Origin of the sequence: Lysobacter enzymogenes (assembly GCF_900106525.1) — a bacterium.
Lineage (GTDB): Bacteria > Pseudomonadota > Gammaproteobacteria > Xanthomonadales > Xanthomonadaceae > Lysobacter > Lysobacter enzymogenes.
Map to the genome: position 1 here is coordinate 76,033 of NZ_FNOG01000009.1, position 24,844 is coordinate 100,876.

19 protein-coding genes and 1 pseudogene are annotated in these 24,844 nt (G+C 70.3%); 5 read left to right on the forward strand and 15 right to left on the reverse strand.

The window, feature by feature from the left end; translation table 11 throughout:
• Nucleotides 1–38 precede the first annotated feature (38 nt).
• The 4 genes from BLU84_RS20670 to BLU84_RS20685 all read right to left on the reverse strand — a co-directional run bounded on the left by BLU84_RS20670 (nucleotide 39) and on the right by BLU84_RS20685 (nucleotide 5,317).
• A complete protein-coding gene (locus BLU84_RS20670; RefSeq protein ID WP_074871627.1) occupies nucleotides 39–599 on the reverse strand; it encodes a hypothetical protein in 561 nt (186 codons plus the stop codon).
• Between the two features lie 238 nt (nucleotides 600–837).
• Nucleotides 838–2,412 carry a CocE/NonD family hydrolase gene (locus BLU84_RS20675; protein ID WP_170849224.1) on the reverse strand — a complete coding sequence of 525 codons (1,575 nt, stop codon included), beginning with the start codon at nucleotides 2,410–2,412 and terminating at the stop codon, nucleotides 838–840.
• A gap of 358 nt (nucleotides 2,413–2,770) precedes the next feature.
• A complete protein-coding gene (locus BLU84_RS20680; RefSeq protein ID WP_074871632.1) occupies nucleotides 2,771–3,502 on the reverse strand; it encodes a hypothetical protein in 732 nt (243 codons plus the stop codon).
• A 537-nt stretch (nucleotides 3,503–4,039) separates the two neighbouring features.
• A complete protein-coding gene (locus BLU84_RS20685) occupies nucleotides 4,040–5,317 on the reverse strand; it encodes an acetyl-CoA C-acetyltransferase (protein ID WP_074872082.1) in 1,278 nt (425 codons plus the stop codon).
• A 126-nt stretch (nucleotides 5,318–5,443) separates the two neighbouring features.
• Between BLU84_RS20685 and BLU84_RS20690 the strand changes: the two genes are divergently transcribed.
• On the forward strand, nucleotides 5,444–6,361 hold the full coding sequence (locus BLU84_RS20690) for a hypothetical protein (RefSeq protein ID WP_074871635.1): 918 nt from the start codon (nucleotides 5,444–5,446) through the stop codon (nucleotides 6,359–6,361).
• Between the two features lie 22 nt (nucleotides 6,362–6,383).
• Here BLU84_RS20690 and BLU84_RS20695 read toward each other — a convergent pair whose 3' ends face one another.
• From BLU84_RS20695 to BLU84_RS20725, 7 genes are all read right to left on the reverse strand, one after another.
• Entirely contained in the window at nucleotides 6,384–7,619 is a 1,236-nt protein-coding gene (locus tag BLU84_RS20695; RefSeq protein ID WP_170849213.1) for a DUF4034 domain-containing protein, read from the reverse strand.
• 75 nt (nucleotides 7,620–7,694) lie between these two features.
• Complete coding sequence (locus BLU84_RS20700) at nucleotides 7,695–8,177, reverse strand: GNAT family N-acetyltransferase (protein WP_074871641.1); 483 nt, start codon at nucleotides 8,175–8,177, stop codon at nucleotides 7,695–7,697.
• A 172-nt stretch (nucleotides 8,178–8,349) separates the two neighbouring features.
• Nucleotides 8,350–8,925 (reverse strand): superoxide dismutase family protein, encoded by a 576-nt coding sequence (locus BLU84_RS20705; RefSeq protein WP_074871643.1) that lies wholly within the window; start codon nucleotides 8,923–8,925, stop codon nucleotides 8,350–8,352.
• Between the two features lie 446 nt (nucleotides 8,926–9,371).
• Complete coding sequence (gene ntrC, locus BLU84_RS20710; RefSeq protein WP_074871645.1) at nucleotides 9,372–10,778, reverse strand: nitrogen regulation protein NR(I); 1,407 nt, start codon at nucleotides 10,776–10,778, stop codon at nucleotides 9,372–9,374.
• Entirely contained in the window at nucleotides 10,775–11,851 is a 1,077-nt protein-coding gene (locus BLU84_RS20715) for a two-component system sensor histidine kinase NtrB (RefSeq protein WP_074871647.1), read from the reverse strand. The genes ntrC and BLU84_RS20715 overlap by 4 nt, the downstream gene beginning before the upstream one ends.
• Before the next feature lie 92 nt (nucleotides 11,852–11,943).
• Nucleotides 11,944–13,926 carry an XVIPCD domain-containing protein gene (locus tag BLU84_RS27305; RefSeq protein ID WP_074871649.1) on the reverse strand — a complete coding sequence of 661 codons (1,983 nt, stop codon included), beginning with the start codon at nucleotides 13,924–13,926 and terminating at the stop codon, nucleotides 11,944–11,946.
• Entirely contained in the window at nucleotides 13,927–14,517 is a 591-nt protein-coding gene (locus tag BLU84_RS20725; RefSeq protein WP_074871652.1) for a hypothetical protein, read from the reverse strand. It lies immediately after the preceding gene.
• 440 nt (nucleotides 14,518–14,957) lie between these two features.
• On the opposite strand from BLU84_RS20725, the pseudogene BLU84_RS20730 reads away from it, so the two are divergent.
• Nucleotides 14,958–15,680, forward strand: a pseudogene (locus BLU84_RS20730) (SDR family NAD(P)-dependent oxidoreductase); the annotation flags it as partial.
• A 37-nt stretch (nucleotides 15,681–15,717) separates the two neighbouring features.
• On the opposite strand, the gene BLU84_RS20735 reads toward BLU84_RS20730, so the two are convergent.
• Nucleotides 15,718–16,122 (reverse strand): hypothetical protein, encoded by a 405-nt coding sequence (locus tag BLU84_RS20735; RefSeq protein ID WP_074871654.1) that lies wholly within the window; start codon nucleotides 16,120–16,122, stop codon nucleotides 15,718–15,720.
• A 256-nt stretch (nucleotides 16,123–16,378) separates the two neighbouring features.
• Here BLU84_RS20735 and BLU84_RS20740 point away from each other — a divergent pair, with 256 nt between their 5' ends.
• Nucleotides 16,379–17,146, forward strand: coding sequence for a trans-aconitate 2-methyltransferase (locus BLU84_RS20740; protein ID WP_074871657.1), 768 nt, complete (start codon nucleotides 16,379–16,381; stop codon nucleotides 17,144–17,146).
• A gap of 202 nt (nucleotides 17,147–17,348) precedes the next feature.
• Here BLU84_RS20740 and BLU84_RS20745 read toward each other — a convergent pair whose 3' ends face one another.
• The 3 genes from BLU84_RS20745 to BLU84_RS20755 form a co-directional block, all read right to left on the reverse strand.
• A complete protein-coding gene (locus BLU84_RS20745) occupies nucleotides 17,349–20,420 on the reverse strand; it encodes a TonB-dependent receptor (protein ID WP_233431194.1) in 3,072 nt (1,023 codons plus the stop codon).
• Nucleotides 20,421–20,781: 361 nt separating this feature from the next.
• Nucleotides 20,782–21,867 (reverse strand): FecR family protein, encoded by a 1,086-nt coding sequence (locus tag BLU84_RS20750; RefSeq protein ID WP_074871663.1) that lies wholly within the window; start codon nucleotides 21,865–21,867, stop codon nucleotides 20,782–20,784.
• The gene (locus tag BLU84_RS20755; RefSeq protein WP_074871665.1) at nucleotides 21,845–22,468 is read right to left on the reverse strand and encodes an RNA polymerase sigma factor; all 624 of its coding nucleotides are present in this window, start codon (nucleotides 22,466–22,468) and stop codon (nucleotides 21,845–21,847) included. The genes BLU84_RS20750 and BLU84_RS20755 overlap by 23 nt, the downstream gene beginning before the upstream one ends.
• A gap of 135 nt (nucleotides 22,469–22,603) precedes the next feature.
• Between BLU84_RS20755 and BLU84_RS20760 the strand changes: the two genes are divergently transcribed.
• Nucleotides 22,604–23,734, forward strand: a complete 1,131-nt coding sequence (locus BLU84_RS20760) for a cyanophycinase (RefSeq protein ID WP_083383001.1) — start codon at nucleotides 22,604–22,606, stop codon at nucleotides 23,732–23,734.
• 37 nt (nucleotides 23,735–23,771) lie between these two features.
• Nucleotides 23,772–24,776 (forward strand): isoaspartyl peptidase/L-asparaginase family protein, encoded by a 1,005-nt coding sequence (locus BLU84_RS20765; RefSeq protein ID WP_074871669.1) that lies wholly within the window; start codon nucleotides 23,772–23,774, stop codon nucleotides 24,774–24,776.
• The last annotated feature ends 68 nt before the right edge of the window (nucleotides 24,777–24,844 follow it).

Sequence of the window (24,844 nt, forward strand, 5' to 3'; positions counted from 1 at the left end):
CGCGGCGACGCGGCCGTTTCGCATTTGCGGCGCCGCGCTCAAACGCCGGTGTCGCGGAACTTCGGCAAGGTGGCGAGGAACTCGCGCCCGCTGCCGCCGAAGCGCGCGTAGCGCTCGCCGATGCGGGTCGGATACAGGGTGCGTCCGGCGATGATGCCGAGCACGATCGCAGCCAGCACCGCCACGCCGGCGAGCAGGAACAGCGGCCCCGAGTCGTTGACGACGCCCAACACCAGGGCCAACACGAATCCGCCCAGGCAGGCGAACGTGGACCCGATCAGGCGCGAGCGGCGGCGCGCGTGCTGCGCGCACAGGCTCGCTTCCAGCCGGCACTTCTTGCGCACGATCATCGCGACGATGGCGTAGATCACCAGGTTGAACAGGATCAGCAGATACCAGCCGCCGCTGTGCCAGTAATAGGTCTTGTGCAGCCGGGTCTGGCCCGGCGCGTTGCATTTGACGCAGCGCCCCGGCAGGTGCGAATCGCGCAAGGTCACCAGCGCCGAACCGTCGCGCCACGGGCCGTAGCGCTCGTCGGATTCGGTGGACGTGTCGGCGAATGCGCTCTGCGGCGCTTCGTATGGATTGAAGGTTTGCATCCGGCCCCCGGTATCCGCGCGTCCGGCCCCAGGCCCCCTGCCCGGCGCGGCGTCCGTCGCGGTCGCACATGCGGCGGCGGGCCGCGTGTGCGGCGCGCGCGGTCCGCGGCGATCCCCGCGGCCATCGTAGCGTCGCCCGCATCCCGCGCAAGCGCTGCGGCGCTGCGCGCGCGTGGCGGCGGCGCAAACGAAGACGGCGCCTCGCGGCGCCGTCTTCGCTATCGCTCTGCTATCGCTTTCAGCGCAAGGGCACGGTCAGCGTGGCTGGCGCCGAGGCCGGCGAACTGAAGCGCACCGTGCCGCCGAGGCGGCTGGCGCCGGCGTAGCGCGCATCGGCGGTGTCGACCACCAGCACCAGGCGGCGGCCCGGCGGGATGTCCCAGCTGGTCGCTTCCAGGCGCAGGTCGAGGTTCTGCGCCACGCCCGGCCGCGCGCCGCGCAGCGACACCGGCTTATGGCTCAACAACTGGCCGGTGCCGAGCAGGTCGACGCTGTAGAGATAGGCGAACAGGCTGACCTCGCTCTGGCTCGGCGTCACCGTGATGCGCAGCTGCGGCATGCCGCTGAGCTGGGCGCCGCTCCAGTACACCGGCGACTGCCACACCGCCGCGCCGGCGCGCGCGACCAGCGGGATCGACGCGGTCGGCGCGACCTGCAGCGATTGCAGGAAACCGCTGACCATGGCCACGCCCGAGTCGGCCACGGTCGGCACGCCGGCGAGGATGGAATGGCTCCAGCCCACGCTCGGCGCATCGCGCAGCTCGCCGGTCGGCGCGATCAGGCCGCTGGGCTTGCTCAGCGCGAACACGGTCGCGCCGCTCTGCACCGCAGCCCAGTCGGCGTAGCCGCGCCAATCGCCGTCCTGCGACTTCAGCCGCACCGCCGGTTCGCGCTGCACGCCGTTGTCGACGCCCTTGAGGTGATGGTCGAACCAGCGCTCCACCGCGGTGTAGGTCTCGTTCGGCAGACCCAGCGCGCCGGGCACTTCGACCGTGGCGTGGTCGCCGTGCGCGAACAGCAACTGCTTGGGCCCGCGCAGCGCGTTGTAGAAGTCCACGTACTGGCCGGGCGGGAACAGGCTGTCGTTGAAGGCGTTAGCCAGCAGCACCGCGGTGCCGTTGCGGTTGAGCGCGGCGACCTCGGTCATCGGGCTGCGCTGCGGCACGATCGGCAACAAGCCGGCGACGGCGCCGTCGAAATCGCCCAGGGCGATGCGCGCGGTGGCCTTGGCCAGTTCCGGGCCGGGGCGGCCGGTCAGCGCGCCGGCCACCACCAACAGGGCCGCGCCCTGCTGGCTGACGGTGCGGTTGGCGTACAGCGAGGCTTCCAGATCGGCCCAGCCGCTCAGCGCGGCGATCGCCTTGATGCGCGGATCGCGCTCGGCGGCGAGCAGGCTGATGCCGGCGCCGTAGGAAATGCCGCTGGCGCCGATCCGGTTCGGATCCGACGGCGTGTTCGCCAGCGCCCAGTCGATCACCGAGCTGACGTCCTCGACCGTGCCCGGCCCGGCGATGTCGATCTGCCCGGCCGAATCCCAGAACCCGCGCGAGGTGTAGCTCACCACCACATAGCCCTTGGCCGCGAGCTGGCCAGCGCGGCCGACGTACTCCAGGTTCGGCACGCCCCAGCTGGCCGGCATCACCAGCAGCGGGAACGGGCCCGGGCCCTGGTCCTTGGGCACCATCACGAAGGCGCCCATCTGCGCCCCGTCCCAGCCGTCGATGCGCTGGTACTGGCCGCTGAAACCGCCGGCGTAGGCCGGGCTCATCACGCCGAGCAGCAACAACACTGACGTCAGCCACCACGAATGGATTCTGCGCATGAGCTCGTCCCCTCCCAAGGACTGGTTCCGCACGACTGGATACGTTTGCGTATGGTTTACCGCACGACGACCGTACCACCGCGCATGGAGGGCAACAACGGCGGGGGTCGGGCAACCAGGTGAACCTGGGCGACCTGGGTCACGGAATGAGCGGGAGAGGTGCCGAAAGGCGCGATAAATATGTCTTAACGCAGCAAAAAGCTGTCCGAGCAGTCGCAAGACGGCTGCTTTTGTGGGAGGGACTTCAGTCCCGATGCTTTCCTGTCAGCCGCGATCAGCGTTCACCGCAGCGGACCGAAAGGCATCGGGCCTGAAGGCCCTCCCACAGACTTCGAGCGCACACACCGCCTCAGAAATCGACGATCTCGCCGTTCTCGTCCAGGCGCGCATGCGCCACGCTGCGGTCGCGGATCAGCTTGAGCTGCGCCTCGACGATCTTGCGCATGTACGCGGCATCGTCGGCCTCGACCTGCTTGCCGGGAAAACCGGCATCGGCGCGCAGCGCTTCGAAGCTGGCGCGGGCATCGTCGAAGCGGCCCAGGCGCCGCTGCAGTTCGCCGACCAGCATGCGCGAGTAATAAGCGCGGTCGTTGCCGGCTTCGCGCACCACGCGCTTCTGCCAAGCCTCCAGCGCCTGCTCGGCGTAGCGCGGGTAGCGGCGCGCGCCGGCTTCCCAGGTCGCGGCCAGCAGGGTCTGGGCGATCTCGTCCTGCGACGCGCCGAAGTAGGCCTGCTGCTTGGCCAGCCGGTAATACGGCGTGTCCTGCGCGACCCAGCCGCGGTACTCGGGCGACGCCACGAACGCGCGCAGCCGTGTCAGTTCGGCTTCGTCGTAGCGGCGCTCGGGTTCGTCGACGATGAAGCCGTTGCCCGGGCAGATCGGCAACGGGCCGGGCGAAGCGATGGGGCCGTAATGCTGCGCGTCGAAGTAGCGGCCGAACGAGGTGCCGGACCCGGCGATGCGGGCGGAGAAGCTCTGGCCGTCGATGGGGCAGACGAACGACTGGTCCAGGAAGGTCATCGCCGGGGCGGACAGCGGGGCCAGGCCCAGGGCGAGCGACAACGCGATAAGCAGGCGCATGACAGATCCTTGTCGCGACAGAAGCGGCATTGTGCCTCAAAGCGCGAAGGCGGGGCCTTGGGGGCGGGATGCGCGGGCTAAGCGGTGCAAGGGCGAAGCGGCGGGACTGAAGTCCCTCCCACAAGAGCCTTGGACAGAAGCTGCTGAAGTCCCTCCCACAGGGCCTCGGATAGAAGCTACTGAAATCCCTCCCACATGGCCTCGGACATAAGCTGCTGAAGTCCCTCCCACAAGGGCCTCGAACAGAAGCTGCTGAAGTCCTCCCACAAAAGCGCATTGGACAGAAGCTAGTGAAGCTCCACCCCCAAGCGTTTCGGACCGAAGCTTCGGACTGCTCGGACTGAAACGCCGGACCGCTCCGACCGAAGCTTCGGACCGCTCGACCCAAAGCTCCGGACCGCTGTTTTTGTGGGAGGGCCTTCAGGCCCGACGCTTTCCGGCCCGGCGCATCGGCGGCCGCCAAAAAACAGCGGGGCCGAAGCTTCGCAGCTTCGGCCCCGGTGAGGCTCGCGATTCCGCGGCGCACCGCCGCAGCGATCAGCGCTCCAGGATCGCCACCACGCCCATGCCGCCGGCGGTGCAGATCGAAATCAGGCAACGGCCGCCGCCGCGTTGCTTGAGCTCCTTGGCGGCGGTGGCGACGATGCGCGCGCCGGTCGCGGCGAAGGGGTGGCCGGCGGCCAGCGAGGAACCGTTCGGATTGATCTTGGCCGGGTCGATCCGGCCCAGCGGCGCGTCCAGGCCGAGGCGGTTCTTGCAGTAGTCCTCGCTCTCCCACGCGCGCAGCGTGCACAGCACCTGCGCGGCGAAGGCCTCGTGGATTTCGTAGATGTCGAAATCCTGCAAGGTCAGGCCGTTGCGCTTGAGCATCTCCGGCACCGCCACGGTCGGCGCCATCAGCAGGCCCTCGCCGTGGACGAAGTCGACCGCGGCCACCTGCGCATCGCGCAGGTAGCACAGCACTTCGTGGTTATGCGCCTGCGCCCATTCCTCCGACGCCAGCAGACAGGCCGCGGCGCCGTCGGTCAGCGGGGTCGAGTTGGCGGCGGTGAGGGTGCCGCGGCCGGAGGTCTTGTCGAACGCCGGCTTCAGCGTGGCGAGCTTTTCCAGCGAGGAATCGGCGCGCAGGATGTTGTCGCGCGAGACCCCGCGGAAGCTCACCACCAGGTCGTCGAAGAAGCCGCGCTCGTAGGCGGCGGCCAGCTTCTGGTGCGAAGACAGCGCCCACTCGTCCTGCGAATCGCGCGAGATGTTCCACTGCTTGGCCATGTCCTCGCAGTGGTCGCCCATGCTCTTGCCGGTGCGCGGCTCGGCCACGCCGGGGAACTCGGGCTTGAGCTCGCGCAGGTGGAAGCCCTTGAACGCGGCGATCTTGTCCTTGGTGGTCTTGGCCCGCGCGGCCTGCAACAGGCGCCGGCGCAGGCTGCGGCCGTAGACGATCGGCACGTCGGAGGTGGTGTCCGAACCGCCGCCGATGCCGGCCTCGATCTGCCCGGTGGCGATCTTGTTGGCGATGGTGATGATCGAATCCAGCGAGGTGCCGCAGGCGCGCTGCAGGGTGATGCCCGGGGTCAGCGGCGACAGCCCGGAGGACAGCGCGGCTTCGCGGCCGAGGTTCCAGTCGCTGCTGTGCTTGATCACCGCGCCCATCGCCACCTCGCCGAGCTGCTGGCCGTGCAGGCCGAACTTCTCGACCAGCGCGCCGAGCGTACGCACCGACATCCCCAGGTTGCCGACGTCCGCATAGGCGGTGTTCTGCCGGCAGAACGGGATTCGCACGCCACCGAGCACGGCGACGGGACGGTTTTGACGCATCGGCAGCACCTCTGAAGAAGCGGTTTCTGGGAACTCGCGCAGGCCCGTGGGGCAGAGCGGGCATAATGTGGCCCAGTGTAGCGCCGCCAGCGCGCTCTACCAAACGCCAGCGTATCCTCGGTGACCATGACCCCCGACAGCCCTTCCGCCCGCGGCCCGACCGCGCCCCTGCACGTCCTTGGCGCGCTCGCCCTGGAGCTCAAAGGCGACGCCGCCGTGGAACGCAGCGCCCTCGCCCGCCAGGACGCCGGCGCCCTGTCGGAGAAGATCGCCCGCGACCTGGCCGGCTTCGCCGCCGACACCGCGGCGCTGGACCTGGTCACCGTCGGCGCCCATTACGACCCGGTCGAACTGCTGCGCCCGGGCTGGCCGCTGCACCGCGAACTCGACGAGCTCGCCGCGCGCGCGCCGCGCGAACGCGGTGCCGAGCAGGCCGGCCGGGTGATCGCCTTCGGCGCCCACGACGACCAGTTGCCCGGCGCGCTGACGCCCTCGCCCGACTTCGCCGGCGGCCCGCTGCGGCTGGTGCCGTTCGCGCTGAGCGGCTCGCCTGAACTGGTCGCCCGAGTCGGCGAGATCCTCGAATCCAGCCTGCTCGAACGCGGCATGGCCGGCGCCGACACCGCCCTGGCCGCGCAGGAGGCGTTCGGCCTCAAGGTCGAGCACGCCCGCTACCTCACCGTGCACGACCTGACCGCAATGATGGCCATGCAGTACGACCACGCCGGCCTGGGCCCGCTGTGGCCGCTGCTGGAGACCGCGCTGCTGCAGCCCGAAGGCGAAGAATGGCTCGACGCCGTGCCCGAACCGCTGGTGCACTACGCCGACGGCGAAGCCCGCATCGCCCTGTTCTCGCCGGCCGCCTGGCACGCGCGCTACGCGCCCGAAGCGCCGTGCGACACCGCCGAATGCCGCGACAAGCTCAACCGCCGCTACCAGCACTTCGAAGCGCGGCTGCGGCAGGTCTCGGCGGTGCTCGGCGCGCACGGGGTGCCGGTGACGTTCGTGCATTGCGACGGCGACTACCAGCCCGGCGACCTGTGAACTCGGCCCGGCGGCGCCGGGCTCAGTCCTTGAACTTGCCCACCCGGCGGCCGCAGGCGACATAGCGCTCGCGCGAGCGCCAGGCCTCGTCGAGGCTGGGCTCGCTGATGCGTTCGAACAGCTTCTTTAGGGTTTCTTCGTCGTTCGCGTCGCAGGCGAAGCTGGCGTAGTTCTGCAGGTTCCACTGGTCGGGGTAGCGCGCGATCACGTCGTCGAAGCCGGCGCGCATGCGGTCCCAGTTGGCCCGCGTGTCGGCAAACAGCTCGCCCTCGTATTCGATTTGCGAGACGTACCAGTACATGCGCGCGTACATGCCGCGGCCTTCGGTTTTTTGGGTGCGGGCGACCGCTTCGCTGGTGAAGTGCTCGATCTGCTCGGCGCTGCCGCGCCATTTTGACAGCAAAGATTGCAGCATCGCGAAGTACATCGGGTAGTACGCCGGGAATTTTTCCAGCCCCTCATCGAAAGTCGCAAACGAGGACTTCTGCCGGGCACGCAGCAGGTCGATCGCCTGTTCGTAATATTCGGGCCGGGCCGCAACGATGGCCTTCTCTGCGTCGAGATAGTCCTGCGCCCGCCCCAACCAATCGAAGAACGGCCGCCAGTTGCGCTCTTCAACGCTGGCGGCGTAGCCGTTACCGCGGATCGCCCAGGCGCGCACAACCATCAGATCCGCACGCAACAGCCGGGCCAAGGCCGATTGCGGACGCTCGCGTAGCCACTGCTGCAGCAACTCGTCGCGGGCGAGATAGGCCTCTTCGCTGTTGGCTGCGGCGCGCAAGGCCGCGAGCCACATGCCGCTTTTCCACAAACCGCTGGGCGTTCGTTCGGACTGCAGCGCGTAGTCGTCGTATACCCGATCCAACTCGGCGAAATCGCGCGCCGCGAACAGCTTGCGCGCACGCGCCGGCAGTACCTGACGAATCTCCATCTCCGGGCTGTTCTTGAACACGGCCGCCAGGTGTTGCTGACGCTTGACCTCGCGTTCGTAGTCGGCCGGATAGAACTCGCGCAAATCTTCGAGCGTCGGGTTTCGCCGGCGCTCAAGCTCCTTCATGCGCTGCTCGAACTGCGCGCGCCCGAGCGCCTTGCGCTCGGCGATGATCGCCTTTTGCGCGGCGACCTGCTGCTCGCGGGTCAGTCCTGCAGGAATCGACGGCACCGAGGGCGCGACGGATGTATTGGACGGCGACGTGGCCGACGGAGGCTCGGCATGCGCAGACATCGCCCAGGCGAGCGCTAACGACAACCCGAACAAGCCGGTACGGGCCAGGCGCTTTCCTTGCATGACACTCTTCCTTGCAGGATCGATTCGGAAACGGTAAGTCGGGCCTCAGAACCCGGACTCGTAGATCCGGTACCCGCTCTCGTCCATCCCTTGCGAGCGGTAGGTGTTCTGCGCGGCGATGTTCTCGCGCTCGACGTACAGACGCAAGCCGATAACGGCAGGATCGGCTTGCGCCAAAGCCGCTACGTGACTATGCAATGCATCGTATACACCCTGCCGGCGGTGCTCAGGGCCGACATAGACACTCTGAATCCACCACCACTCGCCGTTGCGCCAATCGCTCCACTCGCGCGTCAGCATCAAAGTGCCCGCGGGAACGGCGATGGTTTCGCGGCCGGCGGTGTCGGCTTCGCGCATGGCGACGAAGTAGCGCGCCTTGGCCGGATCGCCCAGGCCGGCGGCGACGCCGGCGTGGACGGTGGGCGGGTCCAGGCGCTTGTGCTCGGTTTCCCAGGCCATCGCGATCATCCACTGCGCGATCAGATCGCAGTCGGCGGGCGCGGCGTCGCGGATGCGCAGGCGGGTCATGGCGATGGCTTCGATGGTGGAAGTGGAGGATTGCCGTTGCGCCGAATGCCCCGTCGACAACGCGAAGCCGTTGGTGGGAGGGGCTTCAGTCCCGATGCTGGAGCTTCTCAGCCGCGGCCAAGCGTAACCGCGCCGGAGCGAACTGCCTCGGGCCTGAAGGCCCTCCCACAGATCAGCGGCCGGTCTTGATCACGCCGCAAGCCAGACGCGCGCCGGCGTTGCCGGTGGGCTGGCTCTTGTAGTCGTCCGGCGAGGCGTGGACGATCACCGCGCGACCGGCGACGTCGTTGGGCGCGCCGCCGCCGAGGGTCACGCCGCTGGCATGCGCGTCGACCTTGGCCACGCCTTCGGCGTTGGCGACCAGGTTGTCCATGTCGCCGGCGTGGTGCGCGCCGTGGTCGACCTGGCCGTGCGGCTGCGTGGCCGGATTGAAGTGGCCGCCCGCGCTGGTGGCGTCGGCGGCGCTGCAATCGCCCTTCTCGTGGATGTGGATGGCGTGGGTGCTGTTCGGGGTCAGGCCGCCGATCTCGCCGGTGAGGTGTACGCCGTCGCCCATCGGCCGCACCGTGAGCTTGCCGCTGACCAGGCTGCCGGAGGCCGAGGCCAGCACCACGGTGGCCGAGCTGGCGGTGGACACCGGCTTGGCGCCGGCGGCCGGCGGCGGTGTGGGTTTGACGGTCTGGCCGCCGCACGCCGCGAGCGCGGCGGTGGCGGCGGCGAGTACGGCGATGCGAAGAGTCGCGGACATGGCGGTGCTCCTGGTCGGCGGCGTCGCGCAGCGACGCCCGGTCGTGGGTCCGACGCTAGCTGGGCCTGGGTTCAGCGCGAGTGAAGCGCGCGAAGGCGTGGCGGCGCGGCGTGTGTGGTGGCCTTGCGTCGCGATTATGGCGGCGCTGCGGGCGATCGCGCCACGTCGCGAGCGAGTCGCCAAGCGATGCATCGTTGCGTTGCGGCAAAGGCGGCGGCGCCGCGGCGATTGTGGGAGGGCCTTCAGGCCCGACGCTTTTCGCTCCGATATCCGGACCCTGGAAGGCGAGCATCGTCGCAGCGGGAACAAGAGCGTCGGGCCTGAAGGCCCTCCCACAGAAGCAAGGCACTCTCACAGGAGCAAGGCTCTCCCACAGCAGCGTGGCCGCTCGCCGAAAGCGCAGCCAACCGGCCATCGCCGCCGACCGACTCGCACAAGACCGGACCTCAGCTGCGACGACGGCCCGGCCCGAGCTTGCGCGTCAGCGTGTTTCGCCCCAGCCCCAATCGCGCCGCCGCTTCGGTGCGGCGTCCGCCGGTATGCGCCAGCGCAGCTTCGAGCAACGCGCGGTCGAAACGTTCGCGCGCATCGGCGTGCAGGTTCGCGCGGCCTTCGGCCAGTTGCGCGCGCGCCCACGCCGACAGCAGCGCTTCCCACGATTCGCCCGCAACGGCCGCGGCCGCCGGTTCGGCGCCGAGCGCGTCGTCGAGATCCTCGCGCGCGATCGCGTCGCCCGGCGCCAGCGCGGCCAGGCGCCAGCACACGTTCTCCAGTTCGCGCACGTTGCCGGGCCAGTCGTGCGCCATCAGCCGTTCCAGCGCGGGCTTGGACAAGCGCTTGAGCGGTGCGCCGAAGCGCTGCGCGGCGGCGGCGAGGAAGCGCTCGGCCAGTTGCGGCACGTCGCCGCGGCGCTCGCGCAGCGGCGGCAGGCGCAGGCGCACCACGTCCAGGCGATGCAGCAAGTCGGCGCGAAAACGGCCCTGCGCGACCAGGCCTTCGAGATCCTGATGGGTCGCCGCGATCACCCGCACATCGACCCGGATCAGCTCGCGTCCGCCGACGCGGAAGAACTCGCCCTCGGCCAGCACGCGCAGCAGCCGGGTTTGCAACGGCAACGGCATGTCGCCGATTTCGTCGAGGAACAGGCTGCCGCCGTGCGCCTGTTCGAAGCGGCCGACGTGGCGGCGCTGGGCGCCGGTGAACGCGCCGGCCTCATGGCCGAACAATTCGCTTTCCAGCAGCTCGGCCGGAATCGCCGCGGTGTTGAGCGCGACGAAAGGCCGGTGCGCGCGCGGCGATTCGCGATGCAGCGCGCGCGCGACCAGTTCCTTGCCGGTGCCGGTTTCGCCGGTGATCAGCACCGACAGCGGCGCCTGGGCGAGCCGACCGATGGCGCGGAACAAGGTCAGCATCGCCGGCGTGTCGCCGATCAAGGTATCGGCGGCGACCGCCTCGGCTTCGGGCTCGGCCGATGTTTCCGGCGCGCTGGTGGCCAAGGTGCGCGCGGCCAGCGCGACGGCTTCGTCCAGGTCGAAGGGCTTGGACAGGAATTCCTGGGCGCCGCCGCGGAATGCGCCGGCGGTGCTGGCCACGTCGGTGTAGGCGCTCATTACCACCACCGGCAGCGACGGCGCGCGCGCCTTGAGTTTTTCCAGCAAGGCCAGCCCGCTGTCGCCGGGCATGCGCACATCGGTGAACAACAGGTCCGGCGCGCCGCGCTGCTCGAGCGCGTTCAACGCGTCGGCGGCGTTCTCGAAACCGTCCACGGCGTAGCCGGCCTCGCGCAGCGCGGTGGCGAGCACGAAACGGACCGAACGGTCGTCGTCGACGACCCAGATGCGCGCTGCGCTCATGCCTGCGCTCCCATCGATTCGCCTTGCGGCGCGTGGCCGTCGATCTGCATCGGCAGCAGCAGCGTGAAAACGGTGTGGCCGGGGCGCGAGCGGTAAGTCAGCGAGCCGCGGTGTTCGCGCGCGACCTGCTGCGCCAGCGCCAGTCCCAGGCCGCTGCCTTCGGCGCGGCCCGACACCAGCGGCAGGAACAACTGCTCGGCCAATTCCTCGGGTACGCCGCGGCCGTCGTCGATGATCTCCAGGCGCAGCGCGATCGGGTGCGCGCTGTCGCCGATGCGCGCGCCGTGTTCGACCCGCGTGCGCAGGTGGACGTGGTTGGCGCCGGCCTCGATCGCGTTGCGCGCCAAGTTCCACACCGCCTGCATCAAGCGGTCGGCGTCGCCGGCGAACTCGGGCAGGCTGGGGTCGTAATCGCGCACCAGCCGTACGGCCCAGCCGGCATCGGCCTCGGCCAAACGCAGCACGCGTTCGAGCACGGCGTGGATGTTGAGCGGCGCATGCGGGCGCGGCGGCGCCGGTGTCAGCAAGCGATCGACCAGGCCGGCGAGGCGGCCGACTTCGCTGTCGATCAGTTCCACCAGTTCGCGCGAATCGGCATCGTCGACGCGGCGCGCGAGCAGTTGCGCGGCGCCCTTCAGGCCGGCGAGCGGATTGCGCAGTTCGTGGGCGAGGCCTTTGAGCGAGGCCGACAGCGCCGACGGCAACAACAGCGCCGGATCGTCGCCCGGGAATTCGTCGACCGGATGCGCTTCCAGCAACCAACCGCCATCGTCGCGCCGGCTCAGCCACAGGTCGGCGAAACGCTCTTCGCCGTCGCCGTAGCGCAGGCGCATGCGGCGCATGCGCAGCGGCGCTTCGTCGCCGCCGGCGCGCGCCACCGCCAGCGCCAGGCGCCCATCGCCGGCATCGAGCCCGGCCAGCGGCCAGCCCAGCAGGCGCCGTGCGCCGACGCCGAACCAGCGCGAGAAGGCGAGGTTGCAGCCGGTCAGGGCGCCGGCCGCGTCGCTCCAGGCCACCGGAGTGGTGAGGGCGTCGAGGCTGAGGTCGGCGGAAAGCGCGGGATCGGGGGGCATTGCACCATCTTAGTGCAAAGAATCGTCCGGCGCGGCGGCGTTAAGCGCCCACCGCACCCGATCGGATCGGACCTCGCGCCCCACCCAGACAGCTACAGCCCGGGTCGCGGCGCGGCCGTCGTCTCCGCCTGCTGGGCCGCCGCCTGGGCAGGGGCCTGGGCCTGCCTGCGCTGCGCCGATTCCAGCGCCGCCTGGCTGGCCTGCGAGGACTGCTCGAGCGGCATCGCCAACCCGCGCTGGACGTCCACGGCCGCCAGATGGTTGACCGGGCCGCTCATGCCGCCGAGCACGCCGATCACCATCGAGCGGTCCGTGTTGAACACCACGTGGTCGATCTTCGCCTGCGGAAACGCATCCTTCTGTCCCAGCGCCTGGGCGACGACCGCCGCGGCCAGCGCTTGTTTCTGCTCCGGCGTGAAGGCGCCGGCCGGGATATTGGGCGATCGATCGAACGCGTCCAACGCCTGCCGGTACATCGCGTGCCCCGGGTGTCCCGATTGCGGCAGCGTCGGTTCCTGCGCGCCCCGCGCCTGCTGCACGGGGGAAGCGGTCGGAGCGGGCGCAGTGCCCGGAGGCGTCGGGGTACCCGGAGGCGCTGGAGTGCCCGGAGGCGCTGGAGTGCCCGGAGGCGTCGGAGTACCCGGAGGCGCTGGAGTGCCCGGAGGCGTCGGAGTGCCCGGAGGCGCCGGGGTACCCTGAGGCGCTGGAGTGCCTGGAGGCGTCGGAGTGCCCGGTGCGGGCGGCGCAGGCGACGCCGTCCCGGTCGGCACATGCTTGTTCTTGTTGGGGCCGTCGTAGGTGTGATCGAAACGGCCCACCGTCGCCGGCGATGTGCTGGTGTCGCGGTAGGACTGCGATGCGGTCGAACCGGCGGCGATCTGGATCCCCTTCTCTTCCAGCAAGGCCTCCGTGAACCCCAGGCTCTGCATGTTCACGCGCATCTGCGATGCGTTGCCGTGCTTGGGCACCGCGATCTCGCGTTCGGCCCAGATCGCCAGGCTGATGTCGCCTGCCCCGTAGTGGTTCTTGTAGTCGGAATGGTTGTATAGCCCCAGGTCCATCGAGTCGATCGCGGCGACGCCCGGGGTGCCCGCCGGCGGCTGGTCGAAGTAGTGCTTGCCCATCGCTTCGACGTTTCCCTTCGGCCCGGGAGTGGCGGTCAGGCTGTTGTCGGCGTTGAACGTCAGCCCGGCCTTGGCGACGGCCTTTCCGCTCGCGTCGAGCTCGACGAAATCGGCGACGCGCCAGCGCTCGGCCTTGTCCCACATGTCCTGCAGGCTGACCTCGGCCTTGCCGCTGCGCTGCTGCTCGTAGCTCAACATCGCGTTCCAGCCGGCGATGTGCGACTCGGCCTCGTCGCGGCGATGCGCCTGCATGCGCGTGGTCAGGGCCGGGGTGTAGTCGTTGACCGGATTGGCGTCGCCGGCGACCGTGCGCAGCGCGGCGATGTAGGTCTGCCGCGAGCGCTCCAGATCCAGCCGATTGAAACCGTGCTCCAGCTCGTGCCCGAGCACGAAGGTCATGTTGTATTGGCTGTAAGTGGCCGACGCCAGCGAATCCGTGGTCAGGTTCATGCTGCGCTTGGCCGGGTCGTAGCTGCCGCCCGCGCCGGGCTCGGAATTGAATTGAAAACTGGTCAGGTGGCGGCTGCCCTCGTCGCGCACCGCGTCCTTGAAGCGGTCCACCAGCACCGGCGAATCGTTGATCGTGCGCTGCAGGTTCTCGTGCATGTCGGCGCTGACGCCCGGCATGCGCGCGAAACGCAGGCTCATGTCCTGCAGCTTCAGCACCGCGCGCAGGTCCGGATCGACCGGCGCGACGCCGCCGAGGACCGCGGCCGGGATCGCGATCTTGTTGCTGGCGAGGTCGTAGCGGCCGATCGACTCCGGCCCGGCCGGCGCCAGCACGAAACCCTGCAGATGGCCGTTGGCCGCATCCTCGTTGAACGCGCGCAGCAAGGCCGGCGTGGCCTGGATCGTGGATTTGAGCTGCGCGACCTGCTCCGGCGTGACGCCGGGTTCGGCGGCGAACGTGTCGAGCGCGGCCTTGAGCTGCGGATTGATCGGCCCGGGCATTTAGCGGCTCCCCGCATCGGGCTGCGCCGCGGAGAAGTCGCGCGCTTCGGCGCTGAGGACGCAGGCGCGCTCGCGCTGCGCCTGCGCGGCTGCGCGCTGGGTCAGCAGCGACACCTGCAGCGAGCCGCGGCTGAACACGACGGTGGCCGTGCCCTTGGTCGCGTATTCGGCAGCGCTCGGCTCGGTCGGCCCTTCCAGGTAGCCCGCGCCCAGCAGCGCCTGGCGGAAGCCATCGAGGTCGAGCTCGCAGACCGGGCCCAGATCGAGCGCCGCATTGTCCAGGCGATCGTCCGGATGCTCGAACGCCAGGCGCGCGAAGCGCCCGCCGGGCTGCCCGTCGCCGTCGCCGAAGCTGGCGATGCCGGCCCATTTCCCGCCGGCGAATTCCTGGGTGAAGGCCTGGTAGCCGGATTCCTCCTCGAAGTACTGGCTGTCGCTGAGTTCCTGCGGCGGAAGGCCCATCGCCTTCCAGAACCGGCCGCGCTCGAAATCGCGCGCGGAGCGGATCTCGCCTGCGAACGCCAGCCATCGCTTGGCCAGCGTCTGCGCGGCAAACGCGGCGGACGGCGCCGGGGTCGTTGCGTCGTGCATGTGAACCTCCTTCCTTGAGTGGTCCGGGGTCGGTGCAGCGGCCGGGCGCGCGGTCGCCAGGCAAGCCGCGCAGGCCAACGCGGGCGCCAGCAGCAACGCGGTGCGCGCGAAGGCGGCGATGCGAATTCCAGGCATGGTCGGCCTGCTCCTTGGCTAGTCGAATCCGGGCCGCGCCGTCGTGGACAGGCGCCGCCCGGGCCATCGCGCGGCGCGCCTGCGCCGCTGCGGCCCAGTCTACGCGGGGCGGCCAGTCCGGCAAGCGGGAGCGCCTGCGGCCCGCTGTACTTAACCATATGGTTGACAACAAGGCCGCGCAGGGTGTGAGCTAGCGTCCCACGGCGCCGCCCAGGCCCCGCCCGAGCACGGAGAACGTATGCAAGGCGAACTCGCAGGCAAGGTCGCAGTGGTCCACGGCGGCAGCGGCGCCATCGGCGGCGCGGGCGTTCGCGCGCGAAGGGGCGCGGGTGTTCCTGGCCGCGCGCGGGCACGGGCGGCTCAACGCGGCGGTCGCCGCGATCGCCGCGGCCGGCGGCAGCGCCGAGGCCGACTGCGTCGACGCGCTCGACCCCGACGCGCTCGCCGCCCACGCCGACGCCGTGGCCGAACGCGCCGGCGGCATCGACGTGGTGTTCAACGCGGTCGGCTTCGTGCACGTGCAAGGCGTGCCGTTCGCCGAGCTGAGCCTGGCCGACTTCGAACTGCCGGTGCACCGCTACATCCGCAGCCAGTACGCCATCGCCCAAGCGGCGGCCAGGCACATGCGCGCAGGCGGCGCGCTCGTCTCGCTGGTGACGCCGGTGGCGCGCATGACCGGGCCCGGCTTCCTCGGCCATTGCGTGGCCTGCGCCGGCGTCGAGGCGATCTCGCGGCATCTGGCCGGCGAACTCGCCCCGCGCAGCATCCGCACCGTCTGCCTGCGCTCGCATGCGATTCCCGAAACCCTGCAGCACGGCTCCCACGCGCGCGAGGTGTTCCAGCCGCAGGCCGACGCGGCCGGCATCGGCCTGGACGAGATGATGCGCGGCGCCGCCGACAGCACCCTGCTCAAGCGCCTGCCGACCCTGGAAGAGATCGCCGGCGCGGCGGTGTACGCCGCTTCGCCGCGCGCAGCGTCGATGACCGGCGCGATCCTCAACCTCACCAGCGGCGTGCTGCTGGACTGACGCCGCCGCGGCCGTGGCGGCCGCGACGGCGCATCGATCAAGGCTGCTTCACCGCAGTGACCGAGCTGTTGGCGACGTACAGACTGGTGCAATTGCCGCCGCTGTCGCGGCTGAAATCGATGTACGAATCCGGACCGACCGATTGCACGGCGGCGACGATGTTCGCATTGGCGCTGAAGCACAGCGTGCTCGCGCCCGCCGCGTTCTGCGCCTCGCAGCCCGCCTGCAACAAGCTGCCGGACGCGCTGATGAAGCAACCGATCAATTGCTTGGTGTCGGCGCTGTTGCGCGCGCTGCCGATCATGCCGTAGGCGCGGATCACCTGGCCCGACGAATTGGTTTCCAAGGTCACCGGCACATTGGTCTTGTCGCCGGCGAAGGCCGGGGCGCACAGCATCGTCCACATCGTCGCGGCCAGCGCCGCGGCAGTCGAAAGCTTCATGGTGTTTCCTCCTTGAAAACCTGCCGGAATGGCGGGGGTGCGGAAGAATGGAACACGCCGCGCCGGGCGCCACAATCACGTTGGCGTTCTCAGCGGTCGCGATCGCGCGGACTGTGCCCGGCGTCGCTGTGCGGCCGCGCCTTGCGTCGCCGACGCATCATCGCAGCGGCGCCGGCGATCCGGCCACGGCGGGCACAGTCGCGCACCGACGCCGGACCTATAGTGCGAACAGTCGTTCTCAGCCTGGAGCCGCGCCATGTGGGATCCCGCCAAATACCTCGACTTCGCCGACCTGCGCGGCCGGCCGTTCTTCGACCTCACCGCGCGCATCGGGGCGACCGCGCCGCGGCGGGTGGTCGACCTGGGCTGCGGCCCCGGCAATCTGACCGCGGCGCTGGCGCAGCGCTGGCCGCAGGCGGCGCTGGAGGCCAGCGACAACTCGCCGGAGATGGTCGCGGCGGCGCGCAAGCTCGGCATCGATGCGGAGCTGATCGATGTACGTCAGTGGTCGCCCAAGCCCGACACCGATGTCGTGGTCTCCAATGCGGTGCTGCAATGGGTGCCGGAACATCGCGAGCTGCTGGAGCGCTGGGTGCGCGAGCTGCCGCGCGGTGCGTGGATCGCGATCCAGGTGCCGGGCAATTTCGATGCGCCCTCGCATGTGCTGACGCGCGAGCTCGCTGCGAGTGCGGGCTGGGCGGACAAGCTCGGATCGGTCGGCTTGCGCGACGACGAAGCGGTGGATGCGCCGCCTCAATACGCCGAGCGGCTGGCGCGGCTGGGATGCCAGGTCGATGCTTGGGAAACCACCTACACCCAGCGCTTGCAGGGCGACAACGCGGTGCTGGAGTGGATCACCGGCACCGCGCTGCGGCCGGTCAAGGCGGCGCTGGATTCCGCGGATTGGCTGCGTTTTCGCGGCGAGCTGGCGGCGATGCTGGACCGGGCGTATCCGCCGCGCGGCGATGGTACGACGTGGTTCGAGTTTCGGCGGATTTTCGTGGTGGCGCGTACGCCGCAGTGACGCTGCGGCGATACGTGGAGATGCGTGGCTTCGGAGGCCGACGGCGGCGCTACGTGACTTCGGTTGGTCGCGGCTTGCGCCGCTCCTACAGGGGGGCGACCGAAGCAGCGGGGCTGCGGGATAAAAAGCCTCCCGCCACTATCCTTGTGGCAGGAAGCCAAACCATCGCCGCGGCCGCTGAGCGCGTCCGCGGCCGGCGCGCTTACAGCGGCGCGCCGCCGAACTTGTGGGTGTACTGCACGAACACCTGCCGGCCCAGCGCGTCGAACCAGGACACGTCGTAATACGGGTAGCCGGTGTAGCTGCTGTCGTGCGGCGGCATCTTGTCGAACAGGTTGGTCACCGACACCGACAGCTGGTTGTGGTCGGTGAAGCGGTACTGCAGCGACAGGTTGTAGCGATACGTCGCGCCGATCCACGGGCTGCCGCCGTCGGCGGGGTCGTAGCTCTCGCTGTAGGAGTCGTAGTTGGGCAGCTTGCCCAGGCGCTCACCGTGCAGGGTCGCAGTCCAGCGGTCGCGGTCCCAGCTGACGCTGGCGCTGGCCTTGCTGCGCGGGATATCGAAGCCGCTGTTGACCGCGAACTGGTCCTCGACCCGGTCGCCGGCGTACTGCTGGCTCTCGTGCTCGCGCACCCAGCTGTAGTTGCCGCTGACGCGGAAGGTGCCGACCGCGGTCTCCCAGCGCCAGCGCGCGGTGAAGTCGACGCCGTTGGTGCGCTCGCGGGCGATGTTGATCGGATTGACGTAGGTGCCGTACAGGCGGCCGTCGGCGGTGCGCACCACCCGCGCCAGCGCGTCCACGCAGGTCGGCGAACTGGCGCTGATCGCGGTGCCGTCGGGGCGCTGGCCCAGGCGGCAGTCGGCTTCGTCCTGCAGCACGCTGTCGGCGCGCAGGTCCTGCACCTGGTGGCGCAGGTCGATGTCGTAGTAATCCAGCGAGAAGTCCAGGTTCGCCAGCGGCGACCACACCACGCCCGCGGTCCACGAGGTGCTGGTTTCCGGATCGAGCTTGCGGTTGCCGCGCCGGGTGACGATCAGGCTTTCGTCGGAATAGCTGCAATCGGCGTAGTCCACGCCCGGCTCTTCGCTGCGGCAGCGGTAGTAATCGATCGCCGCCGATTCGCTGTTGCCTTCGCCGGCGAACACGTAGTGCAGGTCGGGCGCGCGGAACGCGGTGCCGTAGGAGCCGCGCAGCAGCAGCGTGTCCAGCGGCCGCCATTCCAGGCCGGCGCTGTAGGTGAACTTGTCGATGCTACTGCCGCTGTAGCGGTATTGGTCGTAACGGCCGGCGACGCTGAGGTTCAGGCGTTCGAACAACGGCAGGCGCAGTTCGCCGGCCACGGCCCAGCGGTCGCGGCTGCCGTGGCCGTCGGAGTCGCGCCAGCTGTAGTAGTAGTACTGCGTGGCCAGCGGGTCCGGGCGCAGGTTGTAGCTTTGGTTGCCCGCCTCCACGGTGCCGGCGAAACCGGCCGCGCCGGCCGGCATCTGGAACAGCTCGGTGTTGGTGAAGGTCAGCGACAGCGTGTCGGTGCGCGACTTGGGCTGGTAGACGGTGCGCGCGGCGATCGAGTCGTACTCGGCGCGGGTCAGCGGCCGGTACAGGCGCGAGGGATCGGCGTTGAAGATCGGATAGCCGTCGTCGTCGCTGCCCAGCTGCGGGCCGAGGAACAGCGCATTGGCCTTGGCCGCGACGATCTGCGGCCAGCTGATCGTGGACTGGTACTGCGAATGGCTCAGCGCGGTTTCCCAATCCCAGTTCGCGCCCCAGCGGCCCTTGAAGCCGGTGGTGACGCTGAAGGTCTTCTGGCGGGTGCGGATGTCGCCGTTGTTCAGCCCGCCCATTTCCTCAGGCGTGAACTGGCGCTGCCAATATTCGAGCTGGTCGGTGGCCTGGTTGAAGAAGTAGCCGCTCTCGTCGCCGTCGGGGCGCTGGTACACCCACTGGGTCACATCGCGGAACATCGACAGCTCGTGGTAGCCCAGTTGCAGGTCGGCGAACCATTCGGTGTCGTTGTCGAAGCGGTAGCTCAGCGAGCCGTAGGCGTTGAGCCCGCGACGCTTGCTGATGATGGTGCCGTAGCCGATCGAACGGTCGCTGCCGCAGTAGTAGCCGTCCTCGCCGTCGACGCCGTAGCCGGCGCGCTTGGCGCGGTAGGTGTTGCCACCGTTGAGCGCGGCGTGGCCGTCGCAGGCGGCTTCCGGGTCGAGGTATTCGTCGTACCAGTTGGTGCGCAGGAAAGTGCGGCGCGGCGCGCGGCTGCCGGCGCTGGGGCCGTCCAGGGTCGAGTCCTGGCGCGCGCGATCAAAGGCCCACAGCGGGTTCTGCACGATCAGCTCGGCGCCGTAGATCGCGGTGAAGCGGTCGTTGCTGAAACCGCTGGACACGCTCAGGTCGAACGACTCGGCGCCGCCGCGGGTGGCATCGCCCATGCGCACGTCGACCGTGGTGCCGTCGGCCTTCTTCTTGAGGATGAAGTTGACCACGCCGGAGATCGCGTCGGAGCCGTAGATGGCCGAGGCGCTGCCGGTCAGGATTTCGATCCGCTCGACCATGCCCAGCGGGATGTTGGAGATGTCGGTGAAGTTGCTGCGGCCCTTGAACGGCATCGGGAAGTCGGCGATGCGGCGGCCGTTGACCAGCACCAGGGTGTGGTTGGGGCCGAGGCCGCGCAGGTCGACCTGCTGTGCGCCGGGCGAGAAATCCGCGCCGCTGGCCGACTGCTGGCTCTGGGTCTCGCCGCCGTTCTGGGTCATCGCGCGCAGCACGTCGGGCACGGTGGTGAAGCCGTTGGCCTTGATCTCCTGCGCGGTCATCACCGTCACCGGCGCCGGGCCCTCAATCTGCGCGCGCGGGATGCGCGAGCCGGTGACCTGGATGGTCTCCAGATCGGTCGCCGCCGCCGGCTCCGGCGAGGCGCCGCCGGTGGCCGCCTGCGCGCGCGGCGCGGCGGCCGCGGCCGGCTTGGCCTTGGCCGCGTCCTTGACGATGACCATGCCGCCGGACGGATCGCGGCGGGCGACGAAGCCGCTGCCGCGCAGCAGCCGGTCGAGCGCGTCGCCGGCCGGCATGGTGCCGCTGACGCCGGCGGTGCGCAGCCCGCGCAACTGGTCGGCGGAATAGACGAACTGGGCGCCGGACTGGCGCGCCAGCGCGTCCAGCGCGGCCGACAGGTCGCCCGCCGGGATCTCGACCCGGGCCGGCGCCCCCTGCGCCTGCGCGGACAACGCTGCCGTACAGGCCAGGCTCAACAACAGCACACGCAACCCACGCACTGCACCCAGCATCGGATTTCCCCTCCCCATCGGCGCTCGCTTGGCGCCGTTGTGTATGTCAGACGAACGAACTCGGCAAATCCCGCATGCGGCGGCGGAAAAAGGCCGGGCTGCGGGGGGCGCGTAGTGTGCCGGGGAGGTAGCCAGGGAAACAGCGACGGCTGCCCTCATCCGCCCCCTGCTTTCGCAGGGGCAGGCTCTTCGGGCACCTTCTCCCGCAAGCGGGAGAAGGAACAGCCAAGGCGACCTCAAGCCCCGTCCCGCTTGCGGGAGAAGGAACAGCCGCTGCGGCTTTGAGCCCCTCTCCCGCTTGCGGGAGAGGGGTTGGGGTGAGGGCCGAGCGCCGCGAACGCCCCCGCCCTCAACGACTACGCAACACAATCCGATCCGGCAACCGCTCCGCCTTCACCGGCATCGCCTGCTCCAGCAGCTCCACGAACATCTCCGCGTTCGACCAGCGGAAATTGCCGCCCACGCGCAGCTCGCCCGCGGCCGCGTCGGCGATCACCAGCTTGCGCGCGCTGTAGCGGTTGAACTCGGCCGCGGCCTGCGCCAGCGGGGTGTCGCGGAACACCAGGAAGCCGTGGCGCCAGTCGACGTAGCGCTCGGCCTCCTCGACCGGCACGCTGCGCACCAGCACGCCGTTGGGCCCGGCCAGGGCGATGCTGCCGGCCGGCAGCAGCGTGGTCGGCTGCGGATGGCCGCCGACCGGTTCGGATTCCAATCGCACCGTACCTTCGGTGACCACCACGCGCAGGTCGGCGCCGTCGCGGCGCACCGAGAAATGCGTGCCCACCGCCACCACCCGGCGCGCGCCGGCCTCGACCGCGAACGGCCGGCCCGGATCCTTGGCCACGTCGAAGAAGGCCTCGCCCTGGGCCAGCTCGACCCGCCGCCGCGCGCCCGACAGCGCCACCTCGATGCGGCTGTCGCTGCTCAGGGTGGCGCGCGAGCCGTCGGCCAGCGCCACCTCGTCGGTCTTGCCCAGCGCGGTGCGGTAGCTGGAACGCTCGAGCGCGCCGTAATGCAGCCAGCCCCAGCCCAGCCCGACCGCCAGCACCGCCACCGCGGCGGCGGCCGCGTACGGCCAGCGCGAGGCCCGCGCCGACGCGGCGCGCGGCTTGAACGTCAATCCATCGGCGCGCAGAAGCGACGCGGCGGCCGGTTCCGCCGCGTCGCGGCGCGCGGTTGCCGCATCGTCCCAGGCCGCACGTACCGGCGCAGCAGCGCCCGAGCCCGCGCGCGCATCCGGCGCCGCGCCGGCCAACGCCTGCAACCGCGCCGCCTGAGCCCACGCCGCCTGCAGGCGCACGAACGCGACCCGGTGCGCGGTCGCGCGCGCCAGCCAGGCGTCGAGCTCGGCCTGCGCCGCAGCCGGCCACTCGCCGCTTTCGCGGCGGGCCAGCCATTGCGCGGCGATGTGTTCAATCTCCCTGCTGGCCGCCATATCCCTGATTCCCGTCGTCCGCCGCGATCCGCCGCGCGCGCCCGTTCGCGGCCGCCGCGGCATCCTCGTCCCTGCCCGTCGCCAGGCCCGCCTCGCCGCCGAAGTAGTGCTCGGCCAGCAGGCGCATGCCCTTGGCGATCTGCTTCTCCACGGTCTTCTCGGTGATGCCCATGCGCTGCGACACCTGTTTCTGCGGCAGTTCCTCGACCCGGCGCAACCACACCGCCTCACGGCAGCGTTCGGGCAGACGGTCGAAGGCCTCGGCCAAGCGGCGCAGGTTCTGGCGCGCGCTGAGCCGGCGCTCGGGCGAGCACTCGTCTATCAAGACGTTCAAGGACTCGAAATCACCCACCGGTTCGATCGACACCACCCGCCCGCGGCGCAGGCGGTCGGTCATCAGGTGGCGGGCGGTGGCGAACAGGAACGACTTGGGCTGGTGCGGGCGGGCCTTGCCGGCCGCCTCGTAGACGCGCACATAGACTTCCTGGCGCAGGTCGTGGATCTCGTCCGGATGCGGCCAGGCCCGGCGCAGGTACTGCACCAGCGCCGCCTCGTGGCTCAGGATGTCGGCGGCGAACCACGCGTCCAGATCGTTGTCCATGCGCCGACATTAGCCCAGCCCCGCGCGCCGCGCATCCGGCCGGCGCGATGCGCGCAGCGATGGGGGATCGCGCCGCCCTGCTTCGTCGTGATGTACAGATCCCGTTTCGGAGAGCGTGCGATGCGCAGTTCGTCGATGTGGTCCCTGTCCGCGCTGCGGCGCAAGACCCTGGCCGGGTTGTGGCTGGCCGCGGGCCTCGCGCTCGCCGGCCTGAACGCGCAGGCGCAGACGCCTGCCGACGGCGCCGACCCGGCCCAGCGCGAAGGCTATCGCTATTACGAGATCGGCCGCACCGACGCGCCGCGCCCGCAGCCGACCCGCGCCGGGTTGATGCTGGTCGGCGGCGGCGAATGGCCGCGCGAGGCCTTCGCCTGGATGGCCGAACGCGCCGGCCACGGCCGCATCGTGATCCTGCGCGCGTCCGGCACGGTCGAGGCGCAGAACGAATTCTTCAACGACATCGGCGGCATCACCGGCGCGCAGACCCTGGTGTTCCAGGACCGCCGCGCCGCCAGCGACCCGCAGGTGCTCGACATCGTGCGCCGCGCCGACGGCATCTTCATTGCCGGCGGCGATCAGTCGCGCTACGTGCGCTATTGGAAAGACACGCCGCTGGCGCGCGCGCTCGACGCGCACGTGCGCGCGGGCAAGCCGATCGGCGGCACCAGCGCCGGGCTGGCGATCCTGGGCGCGTACTCCTACGGCGCGATGGACGGCGGCAGCGTGGTCTCGCAGGCCGCGCTGGAAGATCCGGCCGGGCCCAAGCTGACCATGGTCGACGACTTCCTGCACCTGCCCTACCTGCACAACGTCATCACCGACAGCCACTTCGGCAAGCGCCAGCGGCTGGGCCGACTGATCGCGTTCCTGGCGCGGCTGTCCAACGAATACGGCCGCCGCGACCTGGTCGGCCTGGGCGTGGACGAATACACCGCGCTGTGCATCGACGCGCACGGCGAAGGCAGCGTGTTCAGCGGCAACGGCGGCAAGGTCTGGCTGGTCAAGCCGCGCCAGCCGGCGCAGACCTTCGCCCAGGGCGAGCCGCTGAGCCAGCGCGCAGTGCCGGTGATCGGCGTCGGCGAGGGCAGCGTGCTGCGCATGCGCGATTTCAAAGTCGAGCGGCCGGCGTTCGTCGAGCTTTATGATGTCGAGTCCGGGCAGCTGATCCTGCGCGAGGGCCCTGCCGACGGCGACGCCGCGCGCGACGCCCTGCGGCTGCCGAACTTGTCTTATGGAGCCGATGATGACGAACTCGTTGCGCCGTAACCTGCACCGCACCTGCTGCGCCGTCGTACTGGGATCGATGGCGCTGGCGCCGGCGGCCTGGGCCGCCGAGGCGGCCAAGCCCGCCGCGCCCAAACCCGTTCTGGTGATCCACGGCGGCGCCGGCGTCGAACGCGCCGGCTTGAGCGAGCAAGACCAGAAAGACGCGCGCGCCGCGCTGGAAAGCGCGCTGCGCGCCGGCCACGCCGCGCTCGCCGCGGGCAAGCCGGCGCTGGACGCGGTCAGCGCGGCGATCGTGGTGCTGGAAGACGCGCCGATGTTCAACGCCGGCCGCGGCGCGGTGTTCACCCACGACGGCAAGAACGAACTCGACTCGGCGCTGATGGACGGCGCCAGCGGCCGCGCCGGCGCGGTCGCCGGCGTGCACCGGGTCAAGAACCCGATCGTGCTGGCGCGCGCGGTGATGGAAAAATCCAAGCACGTGATGCTGGTCGGCGACGGCGCGGAAGTCTTCGCCAAAGAAGCCGGCGTGACCTTGGTCGACCAGTCCTACTTCCGCACCGAAAAGCGCTGGCAGCAATTGCAGAAGGCGCTCAAGGAAGAAGCCTCGGGCCAGGCCCATGCGGACCTGGAGACCGCCAAGCACTTCGGCACCGTCGGCGCGGTCGCGCTCGATGCCGACGGCCACCTCGCAGCCGGCACCTCCACCGGCGGCATGACCAACAAGCGCTACGGCCGCGTCGGCGATTCGCCGATCATCGGCGCCGGCACCTACGCCGACGCGCGCTGCGCGGTGTCGGGCACCGGCTGGGGCGAGTACTACATCCGCGCGGTGGCCGCGCACGAGATCTGCGCGCGCATGCGCTACGCCGGCCAGAGCGTGCGCGAAGCCGCCGAAGGCGTGATCGACCGCGACATCCCCGCCGCCGGCGGCGACGGCGGCGCGATCGTGCTCGGCGCCAACGGCGAGTTCGCCCTACCGTTCAACACCGAAGGCATGTACCGCGGCTGGATCGGCGCCGACGGCGTGCCGCACGTGGCGCTGTTCAAGGACGAGAAGCTGGCCGAGCCGGCGGGACGCTGAAGCGCCCGCCATCGGCGTTGCCGCAATTCCCCCTGTAGGAGCGGCGCAAGCCGCGACCGCGACACCGC